18 protein-coding genes are annotated in these 23,110 nt (G+C 72.3%); 11 read left to right on the forward strand and 7 right to left on the reverse strand.

The window, feature by feature from the left end; all coding sequences use genetic code 11:
* Window positions 1-6: 6 nt before the first annotated feature.
* From ACH4XV_RS00775 to ACH4XV_RS00785, 3 genes are all read right to left on the reverse strand, one after another.
* The gene (locus ACH4XV_RS00775; RefSeq protein ID WP_395785788.1) at window positions 7-843 is read right to left on the reverse strand and encodes an ABC transporter ATP-binding protein; all 837 of its coding nucleotides are present in this window, start codon (window positions 841-843) and stop codon (window positions 7-9) included.
* 143 nt (window positions 844-986) lie between these two features.
* Complete coding sequence (locus tag ACH4XV_RS00780) at window positions 987-1,307, reverse strand: DMT family transporter (RefSeq protein WP_395785790.1); 321 nt, start codon at window positions 1,305-1,307, stop codon at window positions 987-989.
* Window positions 1,307-1,966 (reverse strand): FMN-dependent NADH-azoreductase, encoded by a 660-nt coding sequence (locus ACH4XV_RS00785; protein ID WP_380008209.1) that lies wholly within the window; start codon window positions 1,964-1,966, stop codon window positions 1,307-1,309. Before ACH4XV_RS00785 ends, ACH4XV_RS00780 begins: the two co-directional genes overlap by 1 nt.
* Before the next feature lie 156 nt (window positions 1,967-2,122).
* On the opposite strand from ACH4XV_RS00785, the gene ACH4XV_RS00790 reads away from it, so the two are divergent.
* On the forward strand, window positions 2,123-2,761 hold the full coding sequence (locus tag ACH4XV_RS00790; RefSeq protein ID WP_395785792.1) for a TetR/AcrR family transcriptional regulator: 639 nt from the start codon (window positions 2,123-2,125) through the stop codon (window positions 2,759-2,761).
* Window positions 2,762-3,835: 1,074 nt separating this feature from the next.
* Complete coding sequence (locus ACH4XV_RS00795; protein ID WP_395785794.1) at window positions 3,836-6,850, forward strand: NACHT domain-containing protein; 3,015 nt, start codon at window positions 3,836-3,838, stop codon at window positions 6,848-6,850.
* Between the two features lie 16 nt (window positions 6,851-6,866).
* Here ACH4XV_RS00795 and ACH4XV_RS00800 read toward each other — a convergent pair whose 3' ends face one another.
* Complete coding sequence (locus ACH4XV_RS00800) at window positions 6,867-7,202, reverse strand: glyoxalase superfamily protein (protein ID WP_395785796.1); 336 nt, start codon at window positions 7,200-7,202, stop codon at window positions 6,867-6,869.
* Window positions 7,203-7,338: 136 nt separating this feature from the next.
* Here ACH4XV_RS00800 and ACH4XV_RS00805 point away from each other — a divergent pair, with 136 nt between their 5' ends.
* On the forward strand, window positions 7,339-8,733 hold the full coding sequence (locus ACH4XV_RS00805; protein WP_395785798.1) for an HNH endonuclease: 1,395 nt from the start codon (window positions 7,339-7,341) through the stop codon (window positions 8,731-8,733).
* Between the two features lie 146 nt (window positions 8,734-8,879).
* Complete coding sequence (locus tag ACH4XV_RS00810; RefSeq protein WP_395785800.1) at window positions 8,880-10,253, forward strand: NADP-dependent succinic semialdehyde dehydrogenase; 1,374 nt, start codon at window positions 8,880-8,882, stop codon at window positions 10,251-10,253.
* Between the two features lie 15 nt (window positions 10,254-10,268).
* On the opposite strand, the gene ACH4XV_RS00815 is transcribed toward ACH4XV_RS00810, so the two are convergent.
* From ACH4XV_RS00815 to ACH4XV_RS00825, 3 genes are all read right to left on the reverse strand, one after another.
* Entirely contained in the window at window positions 10,269-11,150 is an 882-nt protein-coding gene (locus ACH4XV_RS00815; RefSeq protein WP_126643663.1) for an acyl-CoA thioesterase II, read from the reverse strand.
* A gap of 126 nt (window positions 11,151-11,276) precedes the next feature.
* Window positions 11,277-13,016 carry a penicillin-binding transpeptidase domain-containing protein gene (locus ACH4XV_RS00820; protein WP_395785802.1) on the reverse strand — a complete coding sequence of 580 codons (1,740 nt, stop codon included), beginning with the start codon at window positions 13,014-13,016 and terminating at the stop codon, window positions 11,277-11,279.
* 158 nt (window positions 13,017-13,174) lie between these two features.
* Window positions 13,175-13,717 (reverse strand): low molecular weight phosphatase family protein, encoded by a 543-nt coding sequence (locus ACH4XV_RS00825; protein ID WP_395785804.1) that lies wholly within the window; start codon window positions 13,715-13,717, stop codon window positions 13,175-13,177.
* A 145-nt stretch (window positions 13,718-13,862) separates the two neighbouring features.
* Here ACH4XV_RS00825 and ACH4XV_RS00830 point away from each other — a divergent pair, with 145 nt between their 5' ends.
* The 7 genes from ACH4XV_RS00830 to ACH4XV_RS00860 all read left to right on the forward strand — a co-directional run bounded on the left by ACH4XV_RS00830 (window position 13,863) and on the right by ACH4XV_RS00860 (window position 23,085).
* Window positions 13,863-15,161, forward strand: a complete 1,299-nt coding sequence (locus ACH4XV_RS00830; RefSeq protein WP_395785806.1) for a DUF5685 family protein — start codon at window positions 13,863-13,865, stop codon at window positions 15,159-15,161.
* A 333-nt stretch (window positions 15,162-15,494) separates the two neighbouring features.
* Window positions 15,495-16,304: a glycosyltransferase family 2 protein gene (locus ACH4XV_RS00835; protein ID WP_395785808.1), complete on the forward strand. Its 810-nt coding sequence runs from the start codon at window positions 15,495-15,497 to the stop codon at window positions 16,302-16,304.
* Window positions 16,301-17,782 (forward strand): glycosyltransferase family 2 protein, encoded by a 1,482-nt coding sequence (locus ACH4XV_RS00840; protein WP_395785810.1) that lies wholly within the window; start codon window positions 16,301-16,303, stop codon window positions 17,780-17,782. The genes ACH4XV_RS00835 and ACH4XV_RS00840 overlap by 4 nt, the downstream gene beginning before the upstream one ends.
* The gene (locus ACH4XV_RS00845; protein ID WP_395785812.1) at window positions 17,779-19,161 is read left to right on the forward strand and encodes a hypothetical protein; all 1,383 of its coding nucleotides are present in this window, start codon (window positions 17,779-17,781) and stop codon (window positions 19,159-19,161) included. Before ACH4XV_RS00840 ends, ACH4XV_RS00845 begins: the two co-directional genes overlap by 4 nt.
* Window positions 19,158-21,908 (forward strand): glycosyltransferase family 2 protein, encoded by a 2,751-nt coding sequence (locus ACH4XV_RS00850; RefSeq protein ID WP_395785814.1) that lies wholly within the window; start codon window positions 19,158-19,160, stop codon window positions 21,906-21,908. Before ACH4XV_RS00845 ends, ACH4XV_RS00850 begins: the two co-directional genes overlap by 4 nt.
* Entirely contained in the window at window positions 21,905-22,249 is a 345-nt protein-coding gene (locus ACH4XV_RS00855) for a hypothetical protein (protein WP_395785816.1), read from the forward strand. The genes ACH4XV_RS00850 and ACH4XV_RS00855 overlap by 4 nt, the downstream gene beginning before the upstream one ends.
* On the forward strand, window positions 22,246-23,085 hold the full coding sequence (locus ACH4XV_RS00860; RefSeq protein WP_395785818.1) for a polysaccharide deacetylase family protein: 840 nt from the start codon (window positions 22,246-22,248) through the stop codon (window positions 23,083-23,085). The genes ACH4XV_RS00855 and ACH4XV_RS00860 overlap by 4 nt, the downstream gene beginning before the upstream one ends.
* The last annotated feature ends 25 nt before the right edge of the window (window positions 23,086-23,110 follow it).

The raw sequence follows: 23,110 nt of genomic DNA on the forward strand, positions 1-23,110 counted from the left end.
GGCGCCTCAGTTCGCGGAGCGGGCGAAGCGCTGCATGCGCGCGAGCACCGTGTCGGAGGTCGGCGACAACATCTCGTCCACGACCCGACCGTCGGCCAGGAACAACACCCGGTCCGCGTAGGAGGCCGCGTTCGGGTCGTGGGTGACCATCACGATGGTCTGGCCCAGGTCGTTGACGCTGCTGCGGAGGAAACCCAAGACCTCGGCGCCGGAGCGCGAGTCGAGGTTGCCGGTCGGCTCGTCGCCGAAGATGATCTGCGGTTTGCTCGCCAGCGCGCGGGCGCACGCGACACGCTGCTGCTGGCCGCCGGACAACTCGCTCGGCCGGTGCCTGAGCCGGTCGCGCAGCCCGACGGTCTCGATGACGGTGTCGAGCCAGGCCTTGTCCGGCTTGACCCCCGCGATGTCCATCGGGAGCGTGATGTTCTCCAGCGCGGTGAGCGTGGGCAGCAGGTTGAACGCCTGGAAGATGAAGCCGATCTGATCCCGCCGCAGCCGGGTCAGGTCCCGGTCCTTGAGTCCGGTGATCTCGGTGTCCCCGATCCAGCTGTGGCCGGAGGTCACCGAGTCGAGGCCGGCCAGGCAGTGCATGAGGGTGGACTTGCCCGACCCGGACGGGCCCATGATCGCGGTGAACCGGCCGCGGCCGATCTGCACGTCGACCTCGTCGAGCGCGACCACGCGGGTCTCGCCCTCGCCGTACCACTTGCTCAGCGCCCGGCAGCCGGCCGCACTGCCCTTGGCCCGATCCTCGTGATCGATGCGCCGGTACGCGTCGGGTTCGGCGGGCCCACCCGACGGGGAGGTCGGGGTCGGGGGGCGCCGGCGGTTTCCGGGAGACATGCGAGGTGCTCCTTGCGATGGGGGTCCTGGCTACCTCCCCAGCCTTGGCCCCGGGCGGGTGCGCCCGATAGCCGCGAACGTGGCCACCGCTGTCACTAAAGTTGCATCCAAGATTTCCTTTGTTGTCGAACAGCCGCCCGCCCTCACGCCGTCGACGTCAGCCGGGCCAGTACCAACCCGCCCACGATCAGCACCAGAGCCGCGATCCGTCCCGCGCTCAGCGCGTCGTGCTGGATCGTGATGCCGAGGGTGATCGCGCCGACGGTGCCGATCCCGGTGAACGCGGCGTACGCGGTGCCCACCGGCAGGTCCCGCATGGCCACCGACAGCAGATACACCGCCGTCGCGCCGAGCAGGAAGCAGATCACCGTCGGCAGCGGCCTGGTGAATCCCTCGGTCGGCTTGATGCTCTGCGACCACACGACCTCGACGAGGCCCGCCGCGAGCAGGATCAACCAGGCCATCAGTACCCCTCCACGAGTGAGCGTCCCAGCTCCGCGGCGCGCTCCAGCGCCTCCGCGTGCGAGGAACGGTGCTGCTCCAGCCGCTCGGCCAGCGCCGGGTCGACGAGCGAGTTGGTCAGTTCGGTACCGAGCACGATCGCGTCCGTGACGGCGTAGTGCCCGGTGAAGAAGTCCAGGAGATAGCGCGTCTGGTGGTCGAACGGCGCCCGGGGGGTGCCCGGCAGGTAAGACCCGCCGCGCGCGGAGGCGACCACGAAACGACGCGGCGCGAGCGACATCTTCGGGAAGGTGACCTGGTCGATCCACGCCTTGAGCTGCGCGGACACGCCGAAGTTGTACATCGGCGCGCCGATCAACACGACGTCCGCGGCGACCAGTTCGGCCAACAGCGGCTCGACCGTGGCCCATGCCTTGCGCTGCTCGGGCGTACGCACGGCCTGCGGGTAGTCGGCGATCGCGGTGATCCCCTCGCGCAACATCGTGTCGCAGATCTCGGTCCACGCCTGGTCGATCGGCGGGACCGGCCGCGCGGTGAGGTCCCGGTAGGTGTACTCGGCGTCCGACCGCGCGCCGCGCCAGGCGTCGGCGAAGGCGGCGCCCAGGGTCCGCGAGAACGAGTCGGCGCGGGCGCTGGAGTCGAGGTGGAGCAGGCGAGGCATGGTCACTCCCGAGGTGTAAGCGGACGGACTGTCCGCTTGATGGGTGAGACCGTAACAGGTAAGCGGACATGTCGTCCACTTAACCGATCGCGCCGCCGCTGGGACCGCCTCGGGATAAATGGACGCGACGTCCACTTGCTGGTTAGGGTGGGGATCATGACGAAACGCACCGACTTGCTCACCGGTCTCCCGGTCGCCGCGGACGGTGCGGCGCCGCCACGGGAACGTGCGGACGCCGCCCGCAACCGGGCCCGTGTGCTGGCCGCGGCCGAGGAGCTGTTCGCGACCGGCGATCCGGCCGAGGTCACGATGGAGGACATCGCCAAGGCGGCCGGCATCGGCCGCGGCACGCTCTACCGCCGCTATCCGGACCGGGCCTCCATCGCCCGCGCCCTCCTCGACGAACACGAGCGCGCGCTGCAACACGAAATCCTGCGCGGCGCACCGCCGTTGGGCCCGGACGAGCCGGACCCGGCGGCCCGCCTGGCGGCCTTCTACGCGGCGATGGTCGACCTGCTGGAGCGGCACGTACACCTGCTCCTGGGCGCCGAAACGGGCAGCGCCCGCTACCGAACGGGCGCGTACGCGTTCTGGCATACGCACGTACGGATCCTGGCCGCGCACACCGCAGACCCGACAACCCTCGCCGACGTGCTTCTCGCCCCACTGGCCCCGGAGCTGTACCGCCGCCAGCGCGACCAGGACATCGAACCGGCACGGATCAAGGCGACATTGGCGGGGTTGGCGTACGCGATGTTGTCGGCGGCTGGTGGGGGAGGCCGGGCTGCGGGGTGAGCGGGGGCGGGGGGTGCAGGTCAGGCGGGCAAGTCCCGGGCCGGGGCGCGAGGTGAGTGCGGCGGGGCGGCGGAGTCGCAAGGTGGGCGTGTCGCGGAGGTGGGGATGCAAGGTGCGCGGGTCCGGGAGGCGGAGTCGCCGGCGGGAGCCGGTCGGGCAACCGGAGTCGTACGCAAGTCGGGGTGAGGCGGGGTCGTGTTCGCGGCGTTGCTTCTTATCGGGCGCTTCGCGCCGGCTCGCGAGGGGCCGCTTTTTTCTCTCCCCCGCTTCGCTCCTCCGAGAAAAAAGCGGCCCCTCGCTCGGGGCCGGCTGTCCCTCCGCTTCGCTCCGGGCCACCCGACCCAAAACTCGCGGCTCCGCCGCTCTCCGCGCTGCGCGCGTCGATCACGCGGGCGGCCCGGGTCGGGGGCGCTGGCGCGCCGAAGGGGTGCGTCCACGACTCGGTCACCGGGGAAGGCCCGTGTCGCGACGGTGGCCATCTCGGGGAGCCGCGTCGTATCGGGGGCCGGGCGTCCCCGACCGCCGCCCGCGTGGCGCGTCAGCGCCCACGACTCGGGCCGCCCACGCGATCGACGCGCGCAGCGCGGAGAGCGGCGGAGCCGCAGAACTTGGGCTGGGTGACCCGGAGCGAAGCGGAGGGGCACCCAGCCCCGAGCGAGGGGCCGCTTTTTCTTGGAGGAGCGAAGCGGGGGAAAGAAAAAGTGGTGCCTCGCGAGCCGGCGCGAAGCGCCCAATAAAAAGCAACGCCGCCCATACGACCCCGCTCCCCGCCCCGCTCACCCCGCGACTCCGCCTCCCCGCCCCGCCCCTCCCCGCCCACCAGCGGCCAGGTCGCCCCTGAATGCCTCCACCCGAAGCGCCCATCCCCTCCCCGACCGCGCCGCCTTTGCCCCTGCGGCCGCCGGCCAGGACGACTCGCGAACCAGCGCCGGGACGTTCCGACCACGTGACGGGCCGCCCGTCGACCTGGCCATCCGGGGGTCGGTCAAGCCGGCGCGACCCGAGCGTTGGGCGCTCATACTGGGTGCCACGGCGTGGAGTGCACGGTCGATGTGGGGATCGGGGCGGAGCGCGGTGGATCCGGTGCAGGGGCGGTTGTTGGCGACGGCGATCGGGGGTGCGTTGCGGCGGTTGACCGCGCCGCCGGCGGGGGCGCGGCTCGTGGATGCACCCGTGCGGATGGGTGGGCGGGTGGCGCGGCGGCGGGAGCGGCGCGAGGTGCGTACGGCCGACGTGGATCGGCTGACCCGCACGCTGACCCTGCGACTGGCCGATGCCGAGCCGGACTTCGCCCGCCTGACGCCGGCCGAGGGTGAGCGCATCGTCGCGGCGGTCGTGCGCACCCTCGACGGCACGGTGACCATGGACGACGTGCAGGCCGCGGGCCTGGATCCGGCCGCGCTGCGGATGCGGATGGAGGCCCGTGTCGAGGCGTCGGCGGAGCGCGCGGCGCCGCTGTACGGCGTGTTGCTCGACGAGTGTTGCGCGCAGATCGTGGACTTCTTCACGAAGCAGCCGGAGTTCCTGGTCCGAACCATGGTCGAACAGGCGGCGGGCCAGGCCGAGTTGTTACGCCGGGTGCCGGAAGCGGAGGCGGTGGACGAGGAGTTCGCGCGACGCTACTGCGCCGGCCTGCGGGCGAAGTTGGACCAGGCCAGGCTGTTCGGGGTCACCGAACTCGACCCGGAGGACAGCACATACGAGTTGACCACGGCTTACGTGAGCCTCGTCGTGCAGACCCGTCGCGACCAGAGGCCACTGCGGCGGTGGGACGACGAGGCGGCGCAGGCGGACACCACGCGCAGCCTCCTTGAAGATGCCCTCTCCCGTCGCGACCGCATGGTCCTCGAAGGCCCGGCCGGATCGGGCAAGAGCACGCTGCTGCGCCGGCTCGCGGTGCACGTCGCCTCGGGCGATCTGCCGGACCGGCTGGCGTCCTGGTCCGGGCGGGTGCCGTTCCTGTTGAAGCTGCGGGCGATGGTGGTGGACGACCGGCTGGTGCTCCCGAATGTCGCCGACTTCGTCACCGCGTCCGGGTCGACGCTGGGCGGCGAGCAGCCGCCGGGGTGGGCGGCCCGCCGGCTGCGGGCGGGGCGGGCCGCGGTCTTCGTCGACGGCCTGGACGAACTGCCCGAGGAGCACCGGGCGGACGCGCTCGATTGGGTGGAACAGCTGTGTGTGGACTATCCGGACGCGGCCTACCTGCTCACCTCCCGACCCCGGGTGTTGTCCGAGCGGCGGCATCGACGGTTCCGGGAGGCGGGCTTCGTCGCCGGTGAACTCCAGCCCATGTCGAGCGCGCAGGTCGAGCTGTTCGTCGACCGCTGGCACCGCGCCCAGCCCGGAGACCCGGACGATCTCGCTTCCTGCGCGGAGCAGTTGAAGCACACCCTGGACAGCCGCCGGGACCTGGCCCGACTCGGCACGAACCCGCTGCTGTGCGCGCTGATGTGCGCCCTGCACCGACACGCCGACCAGGCCCTCCCCGAGGGCCGCACCGAGTTGTACCGATCGGCGATGGCGATGCTGCTCGGCGGCCGGGAACGAGCGCGGCGCATCTCCACGAGCCGGGTGCGTCTCCAGCCGACGCAGATGGAGAAGGTACTGGCCGCGTTGGCGATGTGGATGACCCTCAACGGCCGCCGATCGATCCCGGATCGGGTCGCGACGTCATGCGTGGCCGACGTGCTCACCCGATTCCGCCAGACGGTCGAACCGCCCTACACCGCACGGGAGGTACTGGACAGCCTGGTCGACCGCAGCGGCCTGCTCCAACAACCGGAGGCGGACGTCCACGAGTTCCGACACGCAAGCTTCCAGGACTACCTGGCGGCACTGGAGATCATCCGATCGGAACACGTCGACCATCTGATCAACCACGCCCACGACCCGCTCTACCACGACGTCTTGATCATGGCGGTCGCCCGCACCCAGGACGACCCTTCGCGGCAGCGGGAGTTGCTGGACGGTTTGATCGCGCGAGCGGAAGCGGACGAGGAGCATCGGGCACGGTTGTGGTTGCTGGGCGTCGCGTGTGTGTCCGGGGCAGGCATGGTGGACCCGGAGCCGGCGGCCCGGTTCCGGGAGGAAACGGCCAAGCTCCTGCCCCCGCAGGACGCGAGTGCGGCGGAGGATCTGGCCACCGCAGGGGAGTTCGTGCTCGATCTACTCGCGGACCTGACCCGGACGCAGCGAGTCTCGGACGAGATCGCGACGAATATCGTGCGTGTGGCGCGCCGGATCGGAGGCGAGGCGACGATCCCGCTCCTGAGTCGATTGCGGGACCGGGATTCGACGCGGATCCGCCTGCCACTGTTGGGAATGTGGGAGACCCTGAAGGATCGGGAGCGCTACTACACAACGGTCCTGACCCACGTCAGGCTCGACGACTGTCAGGTGCCGATCCCGGATCCGGCGGCTCTGGGACTGCTCGCGGGACGTCGGGATGTGCGGAGCATCAACCTCCCGGCCGAACTGTCGGAGATTCCCTCGTCGGCGCTCGCCGCGCTCCCGCGGCTTTATGCGCTCGGAGTCGCCCACACCTCGATCACGGACCTCGGCCCGCTGACCGAGCTGCCGCAGGTGACTTCGTTGACGCTCGGCCCCGCACAGCGCGCGGAGCCGGCGCTGTTGGCCCCTCTGCCGTGGATCACCACCTTGTCCTTTCACGGTGATCCCTCGGTGGAGAGTGTGCGTGTCCTGCCGGAGGCGCCGAACCTGAGCCACATCTATCTGCACGACACGGGCATTCGAGATCTGTCGGGCCTGACCAAGTACCCGAACCTGACCACGCTGGGCATGGTTTCCACCCCCGCCACCGACCTGAGCGCGCTGCGCGATTCACCCACGCTCGAAACATTGTTCATCGACGACTCCCGGGTGACGGACATCTCCCCATTGGTCGACCTGCCACGGGTTTCTCACCTGGGCATCGCCGCATGCCCGATATCCGACCTCAGCCCCTTGGCCGACCTCCCGGCCCTGAAGTGGCTGCGGATCGACGAGACACAACGGGACAACCTCGGTGCGCTCACCCAACGGGTCGCCGAAGGCCGACTCGAACTGGACGTGAGCGCGGACTTCGGCTGACCTCCGCAGCCGGCGCCTAAACCTCCGACGGCGTCGCCACCCGCAGCCGGTTCCCGTCCGGATCCCGCAGATGCACCTCCCGCGCCCAAGCCTGCTCCTCCACCACCACGCCGAATTCGCGGGCCACCTCATCCACGTCGGCGACCCACATGTACACCAGCGTGTCCGGGGTCGCGTCGCCCGTGTGTTCGCTGAGAAACAGCTTCACCTCACCCCTCGCAACCTCGACGAAGGCCGGGAGGTGCGGCTCGAACCGGTGCTCCCACTGCTTCACAAAGCCCAAACGGCCATACCAGGCCACGGACACGGCAGCATCGACCACACGCAGGATCGGGATGACTTGTTCCCTCATGACACACACCCTCGCACCCCGCCCCGACATCCGGCCGGTTCCTCGACGCGTCCTGCAATCGTGCTCGACCGGCCTCGAGCCGCATGGCAGGGTGATCGGATCTCACGAGCGAAGACGGCGAGAGCGGGGGCGTGAAGTGGGTTCGTTTCTGACGGTCGGCGAGGTCTACAGGTATGCCAAAACGAAGGATCCCGGTCCGCAGACGGTGGAGGGCCTGCCCAACTTCTGGCACGTCACGGATACGCCGGGTGGCAATCGCGCCATGCTCGAGTCCGGGATCAATGGCATCGCCCCGATCAAGGCCGTCGACGGAAGACGCCGTCCGGCGGTGCTGATCCGATCGAGTCACTGGAAGTTCGGAACCGTGCAGACCCCGTGGCACGACCTGTTCCATCCCGGTGGTGAGGGGTTGCGGTATTACGGTGACCACAAGCCCGAACAGCTTCAGCGGGTGGGAACCACCAAGGGCAACGCCGCGTTGCTCGCCGCCTGGGGGCGCCAACTGGCGCTCGTGGGCGCGGACCGGCGCGTCGCCGAACCGCTGCTGGTCTTCAGTTCGGTCCCCGGCACCGGCATACGCAAGGGCAAACAAAAGGGCCAGGTGCGGTTCGACGGCGTCGGGCTCATTACGCATGCCGAGCGCGTCGAACAAGGTGGCGGTCCGGACGGTCCGGTGTTCCCCAACTACGCGTACGAGATTTCGCTGATCCCGCTCGACGACGGTCGCCTCGAGTGGCGTTGGATTGCCGACCGTCGCAATCCGAAGTTGACTTCGGAGCAAGCGCTGTCCGCCGCCCCGCGGGCCTGGCGCGAATGGATCGAGGAAGGACGTCTTGCACCCCCGCGGGTTCGACGACCGAGACCCGAGTTTGCCGAGTCGGCCGACGCGGCCCCCAGGGGAGCGCGTGCCCCGGGCTCGGGCGGGGACGCACCTGTCGGCACGCCGGCTGCCACGACGGACATCGACGAGCCGAGCGTGGCACGAGGTCGGCTCATCACCGAAGCCGAAGTGCTGGTCGAGGAACTCTTCGAACACCTGGAGGCGATCACCGCCATCACGGATGCGAGCGCCGCTGCCGAGCACGAATTGCACGATGCCCTCGGCCTGTTGGACTGCACGACGTCGGTCGCCGCACCGACGGCGGCGGAGCCGGTGACCCGACGCGAACTGTTGTTGTGGCAGTTGATTCGCGATGTTGCGCTGGCCCGGCACGTGAAGGCACTGCACCACGACAAGTGCCAGGTGTGCGGTCTGCAACTGCAGATACGTTCGGGAGCCTCGAGTCAGGCCGCGCACATCCGTGGGCTCGGGAGGCCGCACAACGGGCCCGACGAGTTGGCGAACCTGCTGTGCCTGTGCCCGAACCATCACGTGCTGTTCGACGGCCTGGCCATCTACGTGGACCCGCACGGAACGGTGCGACGCACCGAGGACCACGCAACGATCGGACCGTTGCGTCGCCATGCGCAGCACGAGATCGACGAGGCCCACCTTGCCTACCATCGCGAGCGCTGCCTCTCCCCGGCTTGATGCCATCCGGATCGGCCATCGGTTCTCGGGGCGGGTGTCGTGCCACGGCGGACATGATTCGGGCGGTTGTGTCAGCCGAGGTCACGCGGGTAACGGGTGAGCAGTTTCAGCGCCTGTCGCAGTCGTGATCTTTACCTGGAGGACCCATGGCCATCGCGTCCGTCAATCCGGCTACCGGGGAGACGATTGAGGAGTTTGCCGAGATTGGGGAAGGTGAGATCGATGCTCGGATCGGGCGGGCCGATGAGGTGTTTTGGGGGCATCGGGGGGACTCGTATGAGTCTCGGGCTCGGTTTATGCGGCGGGCTGCCGATCTGCTGGATGCGGAGCGGGATGAGGTCGCGGCGGTGATGACCGCCGAGATGGGGAAGACGCTGGGTGCCGCTCGGGCCGAGGTGGGCAAGTGTGCTCGGCTCTGTCGGTTCTATGCGGAGCGGGCGGCGGGGTTTTTGGCGGATGAGCCGGCCGATGCCGATGCCGTGGGGGCGCGGCGGGCCTATGTGCGGTATGAGCCGCTCGGGCCGGTGCTGGCCGTGATGCCGTGGAACTTTCCGTTGTGGCAGGCCATGCGGTTTGCCGCGCCCGCGTTGATGGCGGGCAACACCGGGTTGCTCAAGCACGCGTCGAACGTGCCGCGTACTGCGTTGTACATGGGGGAGTTGTTCACCCGCGCCGGGTTTCCCGAGGGGGCGTTCCAGACGTTGTTGATCGGGTCGAAGCTGGTCGAGCGGGTGTTGTCGGACCGGCGCGTGGTGGCCGCGACGCTCACCGGCAGTGAGGGGGCCGGGCGGTCGATCGCGGCGATCGCCGGGCGCGAGTTGAAGAAGACCGTGCTCGAACTGGGGGGCTCCGACCCGTTCCTGGTGTTGCCCTCCGCCGATGTCGAGGCCGCCGCGCGGACCGCGACCACGGCTCGGACCCAGAACAACGGGCAGAGCTGCATCGCGGCCAAGCGGTTCATCGTGCACACCGATGTGTACGACGCGTTCGCCGAGGCGTTCACGGCGAATATGGCGGCGCTCCGGGTCGGGGACCCCACCGCCGAGGGCACCGACGTCGGCCCGCTCGCCCAGGAGCAGGGGCTGCGCGACGTCATGGAGCAGGTCGAGGACGCCAGGGCCAAGGGCGCCCGGATCCGGTGCGGCGGCGAGCGCCCGGCCGGCCCCGGCTGGTACTACCCGCCGACCGTGGTCGCCGACCTGACCCCGGACATGCGGATGTACACCGAGGAGGTGTTCGGGCCGGTCGCCGGGCTGTACCGGGTCGCCGACCTCGACGAGGCGATCGACCTCGCCAACGCCACCGCGTTCGGCCTCGGGGCCAACGCCTGGACCACCGACGAGGCCGAACAGGCCCGCTGCATCGCCGAGTTGGCCGCCGGGGCGGTGTTCGTGAACGGCATGGTCACGTCCTACCCCGAACTGCCCTTCGGCGGGATCAAGTCCAGCGGCTACGGCCGCGAACTCGCCGCACTCGGCATCCGCGAGTTCTGCAACGCCAAGACGGTCTGGGTGGGCTGAGCGGCGCGGCCGGCGCTACCGCTGCCGGATCACCGCCTCCTGCACCACCGAGGCCACGAGTACGCCGTCGTGGTTGTAGAACTCGCCCATCGCCAGCCCGCGCGCGTCCTGCGCGGACGGGGACGCCTGGGCGAACAGCAGCCACTCGTCGGCCCGGAACGGACGCAGGAACCACACCGCGTGGTCGAGCGAGGCCATCTGGAGCGTCGCCGGGTTGGTGATGTACGGCTTCGCGGCGGTGCCGGCCAGGGTCAGGTCGGACATGTAGGTCAGCCCGCACACGTGCAGCAGCGGGTCGTCGGGCAGCTGCTTGGCGGCGCGCATCCACACCCGCTGGTGCGGGATGCCGTCGACCATGTGGGTGCCCGGCGAGCGGTCCTCCGGGACGAAGCGCAGGTCCATCAGGAGCCGGGTCTGCGACTCCTCGTAGTGCGCGCGCTCCTCGGCGGACAACTTCTCGTACGGGTCCGGCAGGTCCTCCGGCAGCGGTACGTCGGGCATCGCGCGCCGGTGTCCGGGGGTGTCCTCGGCCACCTTGAAGGACGCCGACAGGGTGAAGATCGCCGCGCCGTGCTGTACGCCGGTCACGCGCCGGGTCGCGAAGGAGCGCCCGTCGCGGACCCGGTCGACCTGGTACACGATCGGCGCCGTGGTGCTGCCGGGGCGCAGGAAGTAGCTGTGCAGCGAGTGCACGTGCCGCTCCGGGACCACCGTGCGGCCCGCCGCGACCAGGGCCTGTGCGGCGACCTGGCCGCCGAAGGCGCGCAGCGGGGCGCCCGCGTGGCACCAGCCGCGGAAGATGTTCTCCTCGATCTGCTCCAGCCGCAGCAGGTCGAGGAAGGTCTCGGCCCGGCCCGGGCCCTCGTCGGCAAGATCGTGTTCGCTCACCCTGCCCATGATGGACTACGGCCGCTCGGGCCGTCGCCCAGCCCGTCGACGCCCGCCCGCGCCGCGGCCCGGCCGGCCGCCGCGCCCGTCGCCTGGCCCGTCGCCCAGCCCGTCGACGCCCGCCCGCCGCGTCGCTCAGCCCGCCGCGCTCAGGAACGCCTTCACGATCGGCCCGGCCGACTGCCCGCCGGTCACCCCGCCCTCGACCCAGACCGCCACCGCGATGTCCCCCCGGTAGGCGACCATCCAGCCGTTGTTGGGCCGACCGCCGCCGACCTCGGCGGTGCCGGTCTTGGCGCCCACGTCGCCGCTCAGGCCGCCGAGCGAGGTGCGCGCGGTGCCCTCGGTGACCACCGCGCGCATCAGCGTGCGCAACTGCCCGCTCACGGCGGGGGACAACGAGTTCGGGGCCCGCCACAGGCCCTCCTGGTCGGTGAGCAGGTGCGGCTGGCGGAAGGTGCCGGACTTGGCGGTGGCCACCACCGAGGCCATGGTGAGCGGGTTCATCTGTACCTGCCCCTGGCCGATCATGTTCGCGGCCTTCATGGTGTCGTTCGACGCGGCGGGCACCCGGCCGTCGAACGAGACGATCCCGGTCTTCCAGTCGCCGCCGATGCCGAAGCAGTCGTGCGCCATGGTGGACAGGTCCGCGCCGGTGAGCTTGCCGGAAAGGTTGGCCATGGTGGTGTTGCAGGACTGGGCGAAGGCCAGCTTGAAGCTGCCCTCCGGGAACGCGCGGCCCTCGGAGTTGGTGAACCGCATGCCGCCCGCGTCGGCCGATTCGGGGCAGCCCACCTTCTCGTCGAGGCCGACCGCGCCCTTGGACAGCAGCGTGGCGGCGGAGACGATCTTGAACGTCGAGCCGGGCTGCGTGGTGGCCAGGAAGGCGTTGTTAGGGCCGGCGGCCGGGTTGTTGGCCACCGCGACGATCTCGCCGGTACTGATCCGCACCGCCGCCAGCGACGCGGTCCGCGACTCGCCCTTGACCGCCCGCTCGGCCGCCGTCTGGAGGTTCGCGTCGAGTGTGGTGCGGATCCCGCCGTCCCGGGGCGCGGCGGTGACCGGCTCGCCGAGCGTGGCGAGTTGTTTGACCGGGGTCCGGGTGGCCGTGTCGACCAGCCGGACCACGCCGCCCGGCTTGGCCTGCTCGCCGGGCTTGGCCTTGCTCGCCAGGCCGGTACGGATCGCGGCCAGGGACGGGTTGTCGGTCGGGGACAGCGCCGTACCGTCCTTCGCCCGCAACACGTCGCCGCCCACTCCGCCCTGGTTGGGCGCCAGTTCGAGCGAGGTGCCCGAGGTCAGCTCCGGATGCGGGGTGGCCGGGGACCAGGCGACCAGGTAGCCGCGATCCGCGCTCTTGGCCACGTCGAGGGCGCCGGTGTACGACCAGTCGCCGGCGGATCCGAGGGTCAACGTGGCGGTGAACGGCACCGGCACCGTCCCATCCGGCCGCGCGGGGGCGGGCTCGCCCACGGTCAGCGTGCGGGCGGTGACCTTCAGCCCGTCGTTCAGGGCCGGCAGCGCCGTGGACGCGGCGCTCACATCACTGGTGAGCCGGGCCGCGCGGGTCCAATTGCCCGCCTGCCATTCGCCGAGGAATAATCGCGCGGCGTCGAGCGGGCTCCGCTCGCCCCGAGCCGCGGTCTCGCTCGACCGCGCGGTCGGGGCCGAGCCGTCGTCGTCCTTCAGGAACGAATAGGCCCCGTAGCCGGTGCCGAGGACCAACACCAGGGCCAGAACCAGGAAAATCCAACCACCCCGGCGTCCGGCCCCGCCGTGGTCCGCGTTCTCGTAGTCGTCGAATCCGCCGTCGAATCCGCCGCCGTACTCGCGCTCGTCGCGCTCTTCGCTCCGGTAGTGCTCTGCGTCGTGCATGCCCACCCCCATGCGGTGCCGCCGGCTCCGGCGGCAGGGGCGTGAGTTTACGGTCCCGCCAAAGAGTCGGTGGGCGCCAAGGCCCTTTTGTTGTCGAGGGGAAAGCGCACTTGTTCGAACAAGAAGTCGCTCGGCGACCCGAGGCGGACGCCCCGGGATCACGTCGTCAGGAGCGCCACCAGCCGGTTCGTCAGCTCGTCGGCCCGCGCCGCCATCACCCGGAACGACTCGATCGGCTCGCCCATCGGGTCGTCGAGTTCGTCGGCGGGACGGGCCAGTCGGCTCGCCGGTCGCCGCGCGTCCACCCCGGCCACCCAGTCGGCGAGCGGCAGCGCGCCGCGCGGGCCGAACGCCTCGCCCAGGCGCACCAGTTCGCCGAGCAGGAAGGTGCGCGGCAGGGCGTCGGCGGCGAGCGCGTCGATCGCCCAGTGGTGCTCGCGGGACATGCCGATCACCAGGTCGGCGGCGCGCAGCAGGTCGGCGGTGAGCTTGCGGCTGCGGTGCGCGGGCGGGTCGATGCCGTGCTCGATCAGCACCAGCGCGCTGTTGTCCGCCATGGGCCGGGCGTTCCAGTCGATGGTGCCCGCCGAGGACACCTCGCTCGGCAGCGCGGACCCGGCCAACCGGTCGCGCAGCATGGCCTCGACGACGGGGGAGCGGCAGATGTTTCCACTACATACGACCAGCACCGATGCAGTCACGCTGCGGATCCTAGAACGCCGCGAGCGCGGCCCTCGGGCCGCCCCGGGGTCCGATCCCGGGCGGATCCGTACGGGGATGACGGGTGATCAGTAGGCTGACCGCGCTGAGGGGGCCAGGAATCGGCGCAGTGAATGGGGCGAGGGCTTGTTCGGGATCATCCGGCCGTGCCGGCATCGACTGTCGGAGAAGTTGCAGAGCGAGTGGATGGCGCACCTGTGCGGCATGTGTCTGGCGCTGCGGGACGACCACGGGCAGGCGGCGCGCGTGGCCACCAACTACGACGGGTTGATCATCTCGGTCCTGGTCGAGGCGCAGTCCGCCCGGCCGACCGCGGACGGGCGGCGCAAGGCCGGTCCCTGTCCGCTGCGCGCGATGCGCCGGGCCGAGGTGGCCATGGGCGAGGGGGCGCGGCTCGCGGGCGCGGTGTCCCTGGTGCTCGCGTCGGCGAAGATGCGCGACCACATCGACGACGGCGACGGGGTGTACCGGCGGCGCGCGGTCGCGGGCGGTGCGCGCCGGGTCGCCGAGCGCTGGGCCCGGCAGGGTGCGGGCACCGCGCTCGACGTGGGCTTCGATACGGCCGTGATGGTCGAGGCGGTGGACCGGCAGGTCGAGGTCGAGGCGCTGGCCGGACCGGGCGTGTCGGTGCTGGTGGTGACCGAGCCGACCGAGACGGCCACCGGCGCGGCGTTCGCGCACACCGCGGTGCTGGCCGAACGGCCCGACAACGCCGAGTCGTTGGCCGAGGCGGGACGGTTGTTCGGCCGGCTCGCGCACCTGCTCGACGCGGTCGAGGACATCCACGCCGACCGGGCGGCCGGCGCGTGGAACCCGCTGTTGGCCACCGGGACCGGGCCGGACGAGGCGTACCGGCTGTGCCGCGACGCGGCGACCGGTATCCGACTGGCCCTGGCCGAGGTCGAGTTCGTCACGGGCGCGCTCGCTCACCGGCTGCTCGTGCACGAGGTCGACGAGGCGATCGACCGGTCGTTCCGGCACGCGGGCTTCCCCGTCGAGAACCCCTCCTGCTCGGTCGGCGGCAAGCACGGTAGTGGCTGCGCCAAGCACGGCGAGCGGGCCGAACCCCGGCTCGCCGCACGCCCCGACGGGTCCTGGCCGAACCAGCCGCCGAACCGGACGCCCACCCAGCCGCCGCCCGGCAGCCCGTACGACCCGAACAGCCCGTGGGGTCCGCCCGGCGGCCCCACTCCGCCCCCGCCGCCGCCCGGCGGACACAACGTGTTCGTCGCCTGCGCGATCTGGGCCGGGTTGTGCTGTACCTGCCAGTGGTGTTGCCGGGAGACCTTCGAGGATCCGTGCACCGGTCAACAGCGGCAGGGGTGTTGCCACAAGTGTGACTGTGGGGACTGCTGCGACGGATGCGACTGCTGTGGCAACTGCTGCGAATGCGGCGAATGTTGCTCGTGCGACTGCGGTTGCTGAGCGCGCTCGACCGCACGCGGGCGCTCGCGTCGATCTTCGCGCGGGCGCCCGCACCGACCCGCTCCCGGGTGCTCCCACCGGATGCGCCGTATCCGACAAGGCGTCGGAAAGCCGAGAAAATCCCCGAACTGGCATTCGACGGGAAAAACGCCCAACCGTAACGTCTTGGCAAAGCATCTTCGGTCCGATTGACCCTGCTTTCGCCACCCAACCACGATCAGCGATGACCGGGTGTCGTGCTATCAGCACCCGGTGTCACCGATTTCGGGCCGGTTCCGCCGGCCCGATGCCGGGTGCTCTCCGGGGCACGCGGCAGACGGGAGGGGGCCGTTCATGCACGACACGACGCACGCGACGCACCCGAAACGCCCATTGCCCCGGATTGCCGAACTGCCCGGCGCCGCCCCGGTACGAGCCGGACAGGCACCGGCCGACCCGGTGTCCCGGGACCGGGTCACCCTGGTCGTGCCGGCCCGCAACGAGGCCCGCAATCTGCCCTGGGTGCTCCAGCAGATACCCGAAGGCGTCGACGAAGTCCTGCTGATCGACGGGGACTCCACCGACGCCACCTCGCTGATCACCCGCCGCTACCTGCCGGCCGCCCGGGTCATCCCGCAGTGCGGCCCCGGCAAGGGCAGCGCCCTGCGCACCGGATTCCGGCACGCCACCGGCGACATCATCGTCACCATCGACGCCGACGGCAGCATGTCGCCGCACGAGATCCCGCACTACGTGCACTTCCTGAGCAACGGCTACGACTTCGTCAAGGGCTCCCGGTTCGTCGGCGGCGGCGGATCATTGGACCTGACCGCGGTCCGCAGCCTCGGCAACCACGCGCTGATGGCCCTGGTCAGCCGGCTGTACGGGTATCGGCTCACCGATCTGTGCTACGGCTTCTGCGCGTTCCGCCGGTGCTTCCTGGAACACCTGGACCTGCGCTCGACCGGCTTCGAGATCGAGGCCGAGATGATCGTCCGGGCCCTGCGCGCCGGACTGCGGATCGCCGAGGTACCCAGCCTCGAACTGCCGCGCCGGAGCGGGCGATCCAACCTCAACGCGCTCCGCGACGGACGCCGGGTGCTGCGCACCGTCCTGCGCGAGCACGCCGGCGCCCGCCCGGAGCGAGCAGGGGAGGACGCTTGACGCCCCGCCGAGATCCCGAACCCGACCCGAGGCCGCTGATCCCGAGGCAGCGCCCGGCCGAACCGAACCCCCCGCTGCCCGGCCCGCGCCCACCGGCCACGCCGACCCCGATCGCCATCCCGCGCCCGGCCTCGCCGACGGCCGCCACGCCGACCGCCGCCACGCCCGCCGAGTCCGCGCCACAGGCCGAGTCCGCGCCACCAGCCGGGCCCGCCGCGCCCGCCCCGGCTCCACCCGCCCCACCCCCCGACCTCGCGCACGTCCGCGTCCTCGACCTCGTCGCCGACGCCGGGCCGAGGTTGAGCACCCCCGACGGCACCCCCGCCGACTGCCCCGCCGGCGCCATGCTCGCCCTGGTCCGGCACGCCGGCACCCCCGTCGGCCTGCTCGACCTCGAACTGCCCACCCCCGCCCCGGACCGGCTGATCGCCTGCGCGACGGCCCGCTTCGGTGCCCCCGCCGCACCCGACCACGCCCCCGGCCCACCCGCCCCGCGCGGCACACCCCGGGTCAGCGTGATCGTGGCCACCCGCGAGCGGCCCGAACTGCTCGCCGCGTGCCTGCGCACCCTGCTGTGGCAGACCTACCCCGACATCGAACTGATCGTGGTGGACAACGCCCCCACCACCAACCGCACCGCGAGCGTGGTCCGGGGCGGTTGCGCCGGCCTGGTGCGCTACGTGCGCGAACCGCGCCCCGGGCTGGCCCTCGCGCACAACCGCGGCATCGCGGTGGCCACGGGCGAGTTGCTCGCGTTCACCGACGACGACGTCCTGGCCGACCCCGGCTGGGTCGCGGCCCTGGTCGCCGGCTTCGCCCGCGCGGGCCGGCCCGCGTGCGTCACCGGCCTGATCCTGCCCGCCGAACTGCGCACCCCCGCGCAACTGATGCTCCATCACCACGGGGGCTTCGCCAAGGGTTTCGAGCCGATCCTGTACGACCCCCAGGCGCCGCCCGCCGACCCGCTGTTCCCGTTCGCCGCCGGCCGCTTCGGCTCCGGCGCCAACATGGCCTTCCGGGCCGACGTCCTGCGCGCGATGGGCGGCTTCGACCCGGCCACCGGCGCCGGTACCCCCGCGTGCGGCGGCGACGACCTGCTCGCCTTCTTCCGTACCATCGTGCGCGGACACCGGATCGGCTACGAACCCGGCGCGCTGATCTGGCACCGACACCGGGCCGATCGGGCCGCGGTGGCCGCCCAAGTGCGCGGGTACGGCACCGGCCTGGGCGCCTACCTGACCGCCGCCGTACTGCGCGAGCCGCGCACCCTCGGCGCGCTCGCCAGACGCGCCCCCGACGGAATCCGCTACGCGCTGGCCCGAACCCGCGCGCCCGGGCGGCCCGATGTCCCCTGGCCCGCCCGGCTGGCCGCGCTGGAGCGCCGCGCGCTGGCCGCCGGCCCGCTCGCCTACCTGCGCTCGCGGGTGCGGATGCACGGCGTGCGCACGCCCTGGGAGCAGGCGGAGCCCGACCGGTGATCCAGGCCGGGCTGCGCCGATCCGCCCGACCCCGGGTGGACCCGCTGCTGCGCAACGGGCATGTGCTGACCGCCGGTTCGCTGGTGACCTCGGCGTTCGGCGCGGGCTACTGGGCGCTCGCCACCCGCTGGTACGGCGACGCGACGGTGGGGCGCACCTATGCGGCGGTGTCCGCGATGATGCTGCTCTCGGGGCTGGGCCAACTCGGCCTGGCCAACGTGCTCGTACGCTTCCTGCCGCAACCGGGCGCGGACCGGCGCGGGCTGATCCGCGCCGCGTACGCCGCCGCGTTCGGCGCGACCCTGGTGGCCGTCCTCGGCTTCCTCGCGCTGATCCCGCTGTGCGCGCCGGGCCTGGGCTTCCTGCGCGAACCGGCGGCCGGCTGCTGCTTCGCGGCGACCACGGTGGCCTACGCGCTGTTCGCGCTCCAGGACGGCGCGCTCACCGGCCTGCGCCGACCCGGCCTGGTGGTGGGCAAGAACAGCGGCTTCGCGATCGCCAAACTGGTCCTGGTCGCCGCGTTGGCCGCGTTGTTGCCCACGCTCGGCATCCTGATGTCCTGGACGCTGGCCCTGGTGTCGACCCTGCTGGTTGTCGACACCTGGCTGTTCGCGCGCCTGCTGCCCGCCCGGAAGTCCGCCCGGGCGGCGGGCGTCACCCCGGGCCCCGACCCACGCGTCACCTCGGGTCCGGCCCCGGGCGACGACCCGCGCCCGCCGGCCCGGCAGCGAACCCCCCACCCCGGCGCGCGATTTCGGCCCGGAGCCAGGCTCGTGCGGTACGCCGGGGCGGACTACCTCGGCACGCTGTGCTGGCTCGCGGCGACCACCGTGCCGCCGATCATCGTGCTCGAACGCGTCGGCGCCCGGGAGAGCGCCTACTTCTCACTGGCCTGGGTGGTGGCCAACACGCTCTACCTGGTCGGACTCAACATGGGGGCGTCGCTGCTCGTCGAGGCCGCCGGCGGCACCGCCGGGCTCGCCGCCGGCTGCCGGCGGGTGTTGCGCCACACCGGGGCGCTGCTCCTGCTCGCGATCGTCGTCCTCGTCCTGGGCGCGCCGCTGGTGCTGCGGGTGTTCGGCCCCGGCTACGCCCGCAACGGCGCCGGGCTGCTGCAACTGCTCGCCCTGTCCGCGCTGCCGCACCTGGTGGTCGCGACCGCGATCAGCGCCTGCCGGGTGTTGCGCCGGATGCGCGTCGTGGTCGCCATCCAGGCCGGCCTCGCGGCGACCGTACTGACCCTGACCGTCGTCCTGTTGCCCGCGCTCGGCCTGCTCGGCGCCGGCATCGCCTGGCTCGGCGCCCAGACCGCGACCGCGCTCGTGCTGCTCGCGGCCCGCCGGATCTGGCTCCCCACCGTTTCCGGGAGGCCCGCATGACGGAGACCCCACCGCGCACCAGACGTCTGGCCTGGGTGGCCATCCGCGCCGAGGAGGCCGCCGCCAGGCGGGCCCTGGTCCGCGCCCGCGGCGCCGGCCCCGCCGTCGAGCGCACCCCGCCCCGCCCCACCCTGACCGTGGTGGTCTGCGCGTACACCATGGAACGCTGGGCCGACCTCACCGCCGCGCTCGACTCGCTCCGGGCCCAGGACGAGGCACCCGCCGAGATCATCCTGGTCGCCGACCACTGCCACGAACTCGCCGCCCGCGCGAGCGCCGCGTTCCCCGACGTCACCGTGCTGCGCAACCGGGGCCGACGCGGTCTCTCCGGCGCCCGCAACACCGGTGTCGAGGGCGCGCGGGGCGACGTCGTGGCGTTCCTCGACGACGACGCCGTCGCCGAACCCGACTGGACCATGCGCCTGCTCGACGGCTACGCCGACCCGAACGTGCTCGGCGTCGGCGGCCGGATCCGGCCGAACTGGGACACCGCACGCCCGATCTGGTTCCCCGCCGAATTCGACTGGGTGGTCGGCTGCACCTACCGGGGCATGCCCGAACAGGCCGCGCCGGTAAGGAACCTGATCGGCGCCAACATGTCCTTCCGGCGCAGCGTGCTGCTCGACGTCGGCGGCTTCCGTACCGACCTGGGCCGCGTCGGCACCCGCCCGCTGGGCTGCGAGGAGACCGAGCTGTGCATCCGCGCCGCGGCCCGACACCGCGGCGGCGTGCTCGGGTACGAACCGGCCGCCGTGGTCCGCCACCGCGTGCCCGCCGCGCGCACCACCTGGCGCTACTTCCGGGCCCGCTGCTGGGCCGAGGGCCTGTCCAAGGCGGTGGTCAGCCGGCACGCCGGCACCGGCCGCGCGCTCGCCTCCGAACGCTCCTACCTGGCCTCGACCATCCCGCGCGCCCTGGTCCGCCCGCTCGCCCCGGACCCCGGCCCGCCCAAGGCCACCATCCCCGCGCTGGTCCTGGGCGTGCTCACCACCGCGCTCGGCTACGCCGCGGGCCGGGCACGCGGTCTGGGCCGGGATCCGCTGCCCACCCCCGCCGCGCTCGCGTTCCGCGCGTTCGGCCGGCTCGCCCTGCCGATCGCCGCACTGCTGTGGGTCCTGGCGATGCGCATGCCGGTCGCGGTGGACCGGATGGGCGGACTCGGGCTGCTCGACGTGCTGCCCGCCCTGTACTGGTGCGCACTGGCCGTGCTCACCGTCGGCTTCGCGGTGAGCCTGCTCGACCGCACCGCCCGGACCCGGCGCTACGCGCTGTACACCGGCGCCCTGGTGACCATGCTGCACGCCACACCGGCGGTGCTCTACGAGCACTTGCGCTACGCGTGGGCCTGGAAACACGTCGAGGTGGTCGACCAGTTCCTGCGCACCGGCCGAACCCTGCCGGACGCGGGCGAGTTGGCGCCCTACCACCAGTGGCCCGGGTTCTTCTCCGCCGCCGCCACGGCCGTGCGCGCATCCGGCGCGCCCGACGCGCTGACCATGGCCACCTGGTCGCCGCTCGCCTTCGACCTGCTGCTGATCGGCCCCCTGGTCCTGCTTTACCGCACCCTGACCCGCAACCGGCGGATCGTGTGGGCGGCGGTATGGATCTACTTCGCCACCGCCTGGGTCGGCCAGGACTACTTCGCCCCGCAGACCTTCGCGTTCGTCCTGTACGTGACCATCCTGGCGCTGGTCCTGGACCGCGACCGGCGCCCGCTCGCCACCGTCGGACTGTGCGCGCCGCTGGTGCTCGCCGTGGTGACGGCGCATCAGCTCACCCCGCTGATGCTCGTCGTCGCACTGGCCGCGCTTGCCTGCTCGCGCGCCCATCGGCCCGTCGCCCTCCCGCTGCTCGGGCTCACCGCGGTGGTCGTGCTCGGCTGGGACCTGACCGTGGCCCGACCCTTCCTGTTCGAGCAATTCGGTTCTGCCTGGGCCCAGTTCGGCGACTTCGAGTCGAACGCGCATGCCGGCATGGTCAATCTGGGCAGCGCCGAACCGGGCCAGGTGCTGGTCGCCCGGGTGGACCGGGCGCTGACCGCCGGTGTCGCGCTGCTCACCGCCGTCGCGCCGATCCGCAGTCCGCGCCTGCGCCGCTCGCCCGCCATGCCGCTGGTCCTGGCGCCGCTGCCGCTGCTCGCGGCCGGCGCGTACGGCGGCGAAATCATCTTCCGGGTCTACCTGTTCGCGCTGCCCGCCGCCGCGTTCCTGATCGCCGGCCGGCTCGCGCCGCTGTTCGGCGACCGGGGCCGGCCGCGCCCGCGCGCGGTGGTGCTGCCCGTGCTCTTCGCGCTGCTGCTCACCGGATTCGTGTTCGGCTACTACGGCAAGGAGCGCCAGAACCACTTCGACGACGGCGAGATCGCCGCCCGGCAGTGGCTGGCCCGGGTGTCCGCGCCCGGCGACCTGATCGTCGCGGCGAGCAACAACTTCCCCGGCGCCTACGCCGACTACGAGCAACAGCGACACCGCTGGTTCGCGATGGAGACGCCCGCGCTGCGCGAGGGGGTGGTGCGCGACCCGGTGGCCGGGCTGAGCGCGCTGGCCGACGAGTATCCGGGCGACACGGCGTACCTGTTCCTGACCGCCGGCCAGCGGGCCGAGTGCGAACAGACCGGACTGCTGCCGGCGGGCACCCTCGGGCGCATCGACCGAGCGCTGTCCACCGCGCCCCGATTCACCCTGCTGCTGCGCGACCGGGACGCGGTGATCTACCGGATCGGCCCCCGACCGGGGCCCGTGCGATGAGCGGCCCGATCCGGGCCCTGTGGCCCGCCGCCGCCGGGTGGTCGGCGTTCGGCGCGCTCGAACTGCCCGCCGAACACCCGCTGCGGGTCCTGGTCGTGGTCGCCTTCCTGGCCGTCGGACCCGGCTACGCCCTCGCCGGCGAGGGCGCGAGCGTCCTGGCCACGGCGGTGACCTCGGCGGCCGGCAGCGCGGCGCTGTGCGCGCTGACCGCCGAGGCATACCTGCTCGCCGGCGCCTTCTCCGCCCCGCGCGTGATCGGCACCCTCGCCGGCCTGACCACCACCGCCGCGCTGATCCGCACCGTCGTGCGTACGCACACCTCCCGAGAGGAGCTTCGATGAGATCCGAGGCCGCGGTACCGGTCCTGCTCTACCACGCGGTACGGGACGACCCGCCGCCGTGGATCGCGCCGTTCACCGTCACCCCGGCCCAGTTCGGCCGACACCTGGACCGGGTCTCGGCGAGCGGCCGGGTCCCGATCGGCCTGGACCGGTTCACCGAGGCCCTGCACGGCGGTCGCGACCTGCCCCGGGAGAGCGTGCTGATCACCTTCGACGACGGCTACGCCGACTTCGCCCGGTACGCGCTGCCGCAACTGGTCGAACGCGACCTGCCCGTGACGCTCTACGTCACCACCGACGCGCTGTGGCCCACCCCGAACCCGGTACTGCCGCCGGCCGCCATGCTCACCTGGCGCGAACTGCGCCAAATCGCCGACGCGCCGGGCCTTACCATCGGCGCGCATGGCTGCACGCACCGCGAACTCGACACCCTCCCGCTCGAATCCATGCACCGCGAGATCGCCTGTTCGCGGCAGCGCCTGGAGGCCGAACTGGAGCGCTCGGTCACCTCGTTCGCCTACCCGTTCGGCTACAACGACGCCGCCGTGCGGGCCGCGGTGCGGCACGCGGGCTTTCGTACCGCGATGGCGGTACGCGACGCGCACAGCTCGCGCGAGGACGATCCGTGGCGGATCTCCCGGCTGATGGTGCGCGCGGACACCGGGCTCGACCGCCTGGACGCCTGGCTGGCCGGTGCCGGCCCCCGGGTCGCGCCGTTTCGGGACGGGCTGCCCACGCTCGGCTGGCGGGCCTGGCGCCGGATCAGGGCCCGCCGGCGCGGCCGGCCCGATCCCTGGCACGAGCACTCCGACCCGGTCGCCGGCCGGGCCGGTTGAGGTGAGCGCCCGACCGGGGCCGGCG

The organism is Embleya sp. NPDC020630 (assembly GCF_044334985.1).
Lineage (GTDB): Bacteria > Actinomycetota > Actinomycetes > Streptomycetales > Streptomycetaceae > Embleya.

Excerpts from the sequence above, each read along its gene's own strand:
- ACH4XV_RS00775 (WP_395785788.1), bottom strand. The coding sequence starts at position 843 with ATGTCTCCCGGAAACCGCCGGCGCCCCCCGACCCCGACCTCCCCGTCG.
- ACH4XV_RS00780 (WP_395785790.1), bottom strand. The coding sequence starts at position 1,307 with ATGGCCTGGTTGATCCTGCTCGCGGCGGGCCTCGTCGAGGTCGTGTGG.
- ACH4XV_RS00785 (WP_380008209.1), bottom strand. The coding sequence starts at position 1,966 with ATGCCTCGCCTGCTCCACCTCGACTCCAGCGCCCGCGCCGACTCGTTC.
- ACH4XV_RS00790 (WP_395785792.1), top strand. The coding sequence starts at position 2,123 with ATGACGAAACGCACCGACTTGCTCACCGGTCTCCCGGTCGCCGCGGAC.
- ACH4XV_RS00800 (WP_395785796.1), bottom strand. The coding sequence starts at position 7,202 with ATGAGGGAACAAGTCATCCCGATCCTGCGTGTGGTCGATGCTGCCGTG.
- ACH4XV_RS00810 (WP_395785800.1), top strand. The coding sequence starts at position 8,880 with ATGGCCATCGCGTCCGTCAATCCGGCTACCGGGGAGACGATTGAGGAG.
- ACH4XV_RS00815 (WP_126643663.1), bottom strand. The coding sequence starts at position 11,150 with ATGGGCAGGGTGAGCGAACACGATCTTGCCGACGAGGGCCCGGGCCGG.
- ACH4XV_RS00820 (WP_395785802.1), bottom strand. The coding sequence starts at position 13,016 with ATGCACGACGCAGAGCACTACCGGAGCGAAGAGCGCGACGAGCGCGAG.
- ACH4XV_RS00835 (WP_395785808.1), top strand. The coding sequence starts at position 15,495 with ATGCACGACACGACGCACGCGACGCACCCGAAACGCCCATTGCCCCGG.
- ACH4XV_RS00850 (WP_395785814.1), top strand. The coding sequence starts at position 19,158 with ATGACGGAGACCCCACCGCGCACCAGACGTCTGGCCTGGGTGGCCATC.
- ACH4XV_RS00855 (WP_395785816.1), top strand. The coding sequence starts at position 21,905 with ATGAGCGGCCCGATCCGGGCCCTGTGGCCCGCCGCCGCCGGGTGGTCG.
- ACH4XV_RS00860 (WP_395785818.1), top strand. The coding sequence starts at position 22,246 with ATGAGATCCGAGGCCGCGGTACCGGTCCTGCTCTACCACGCGGTACGG.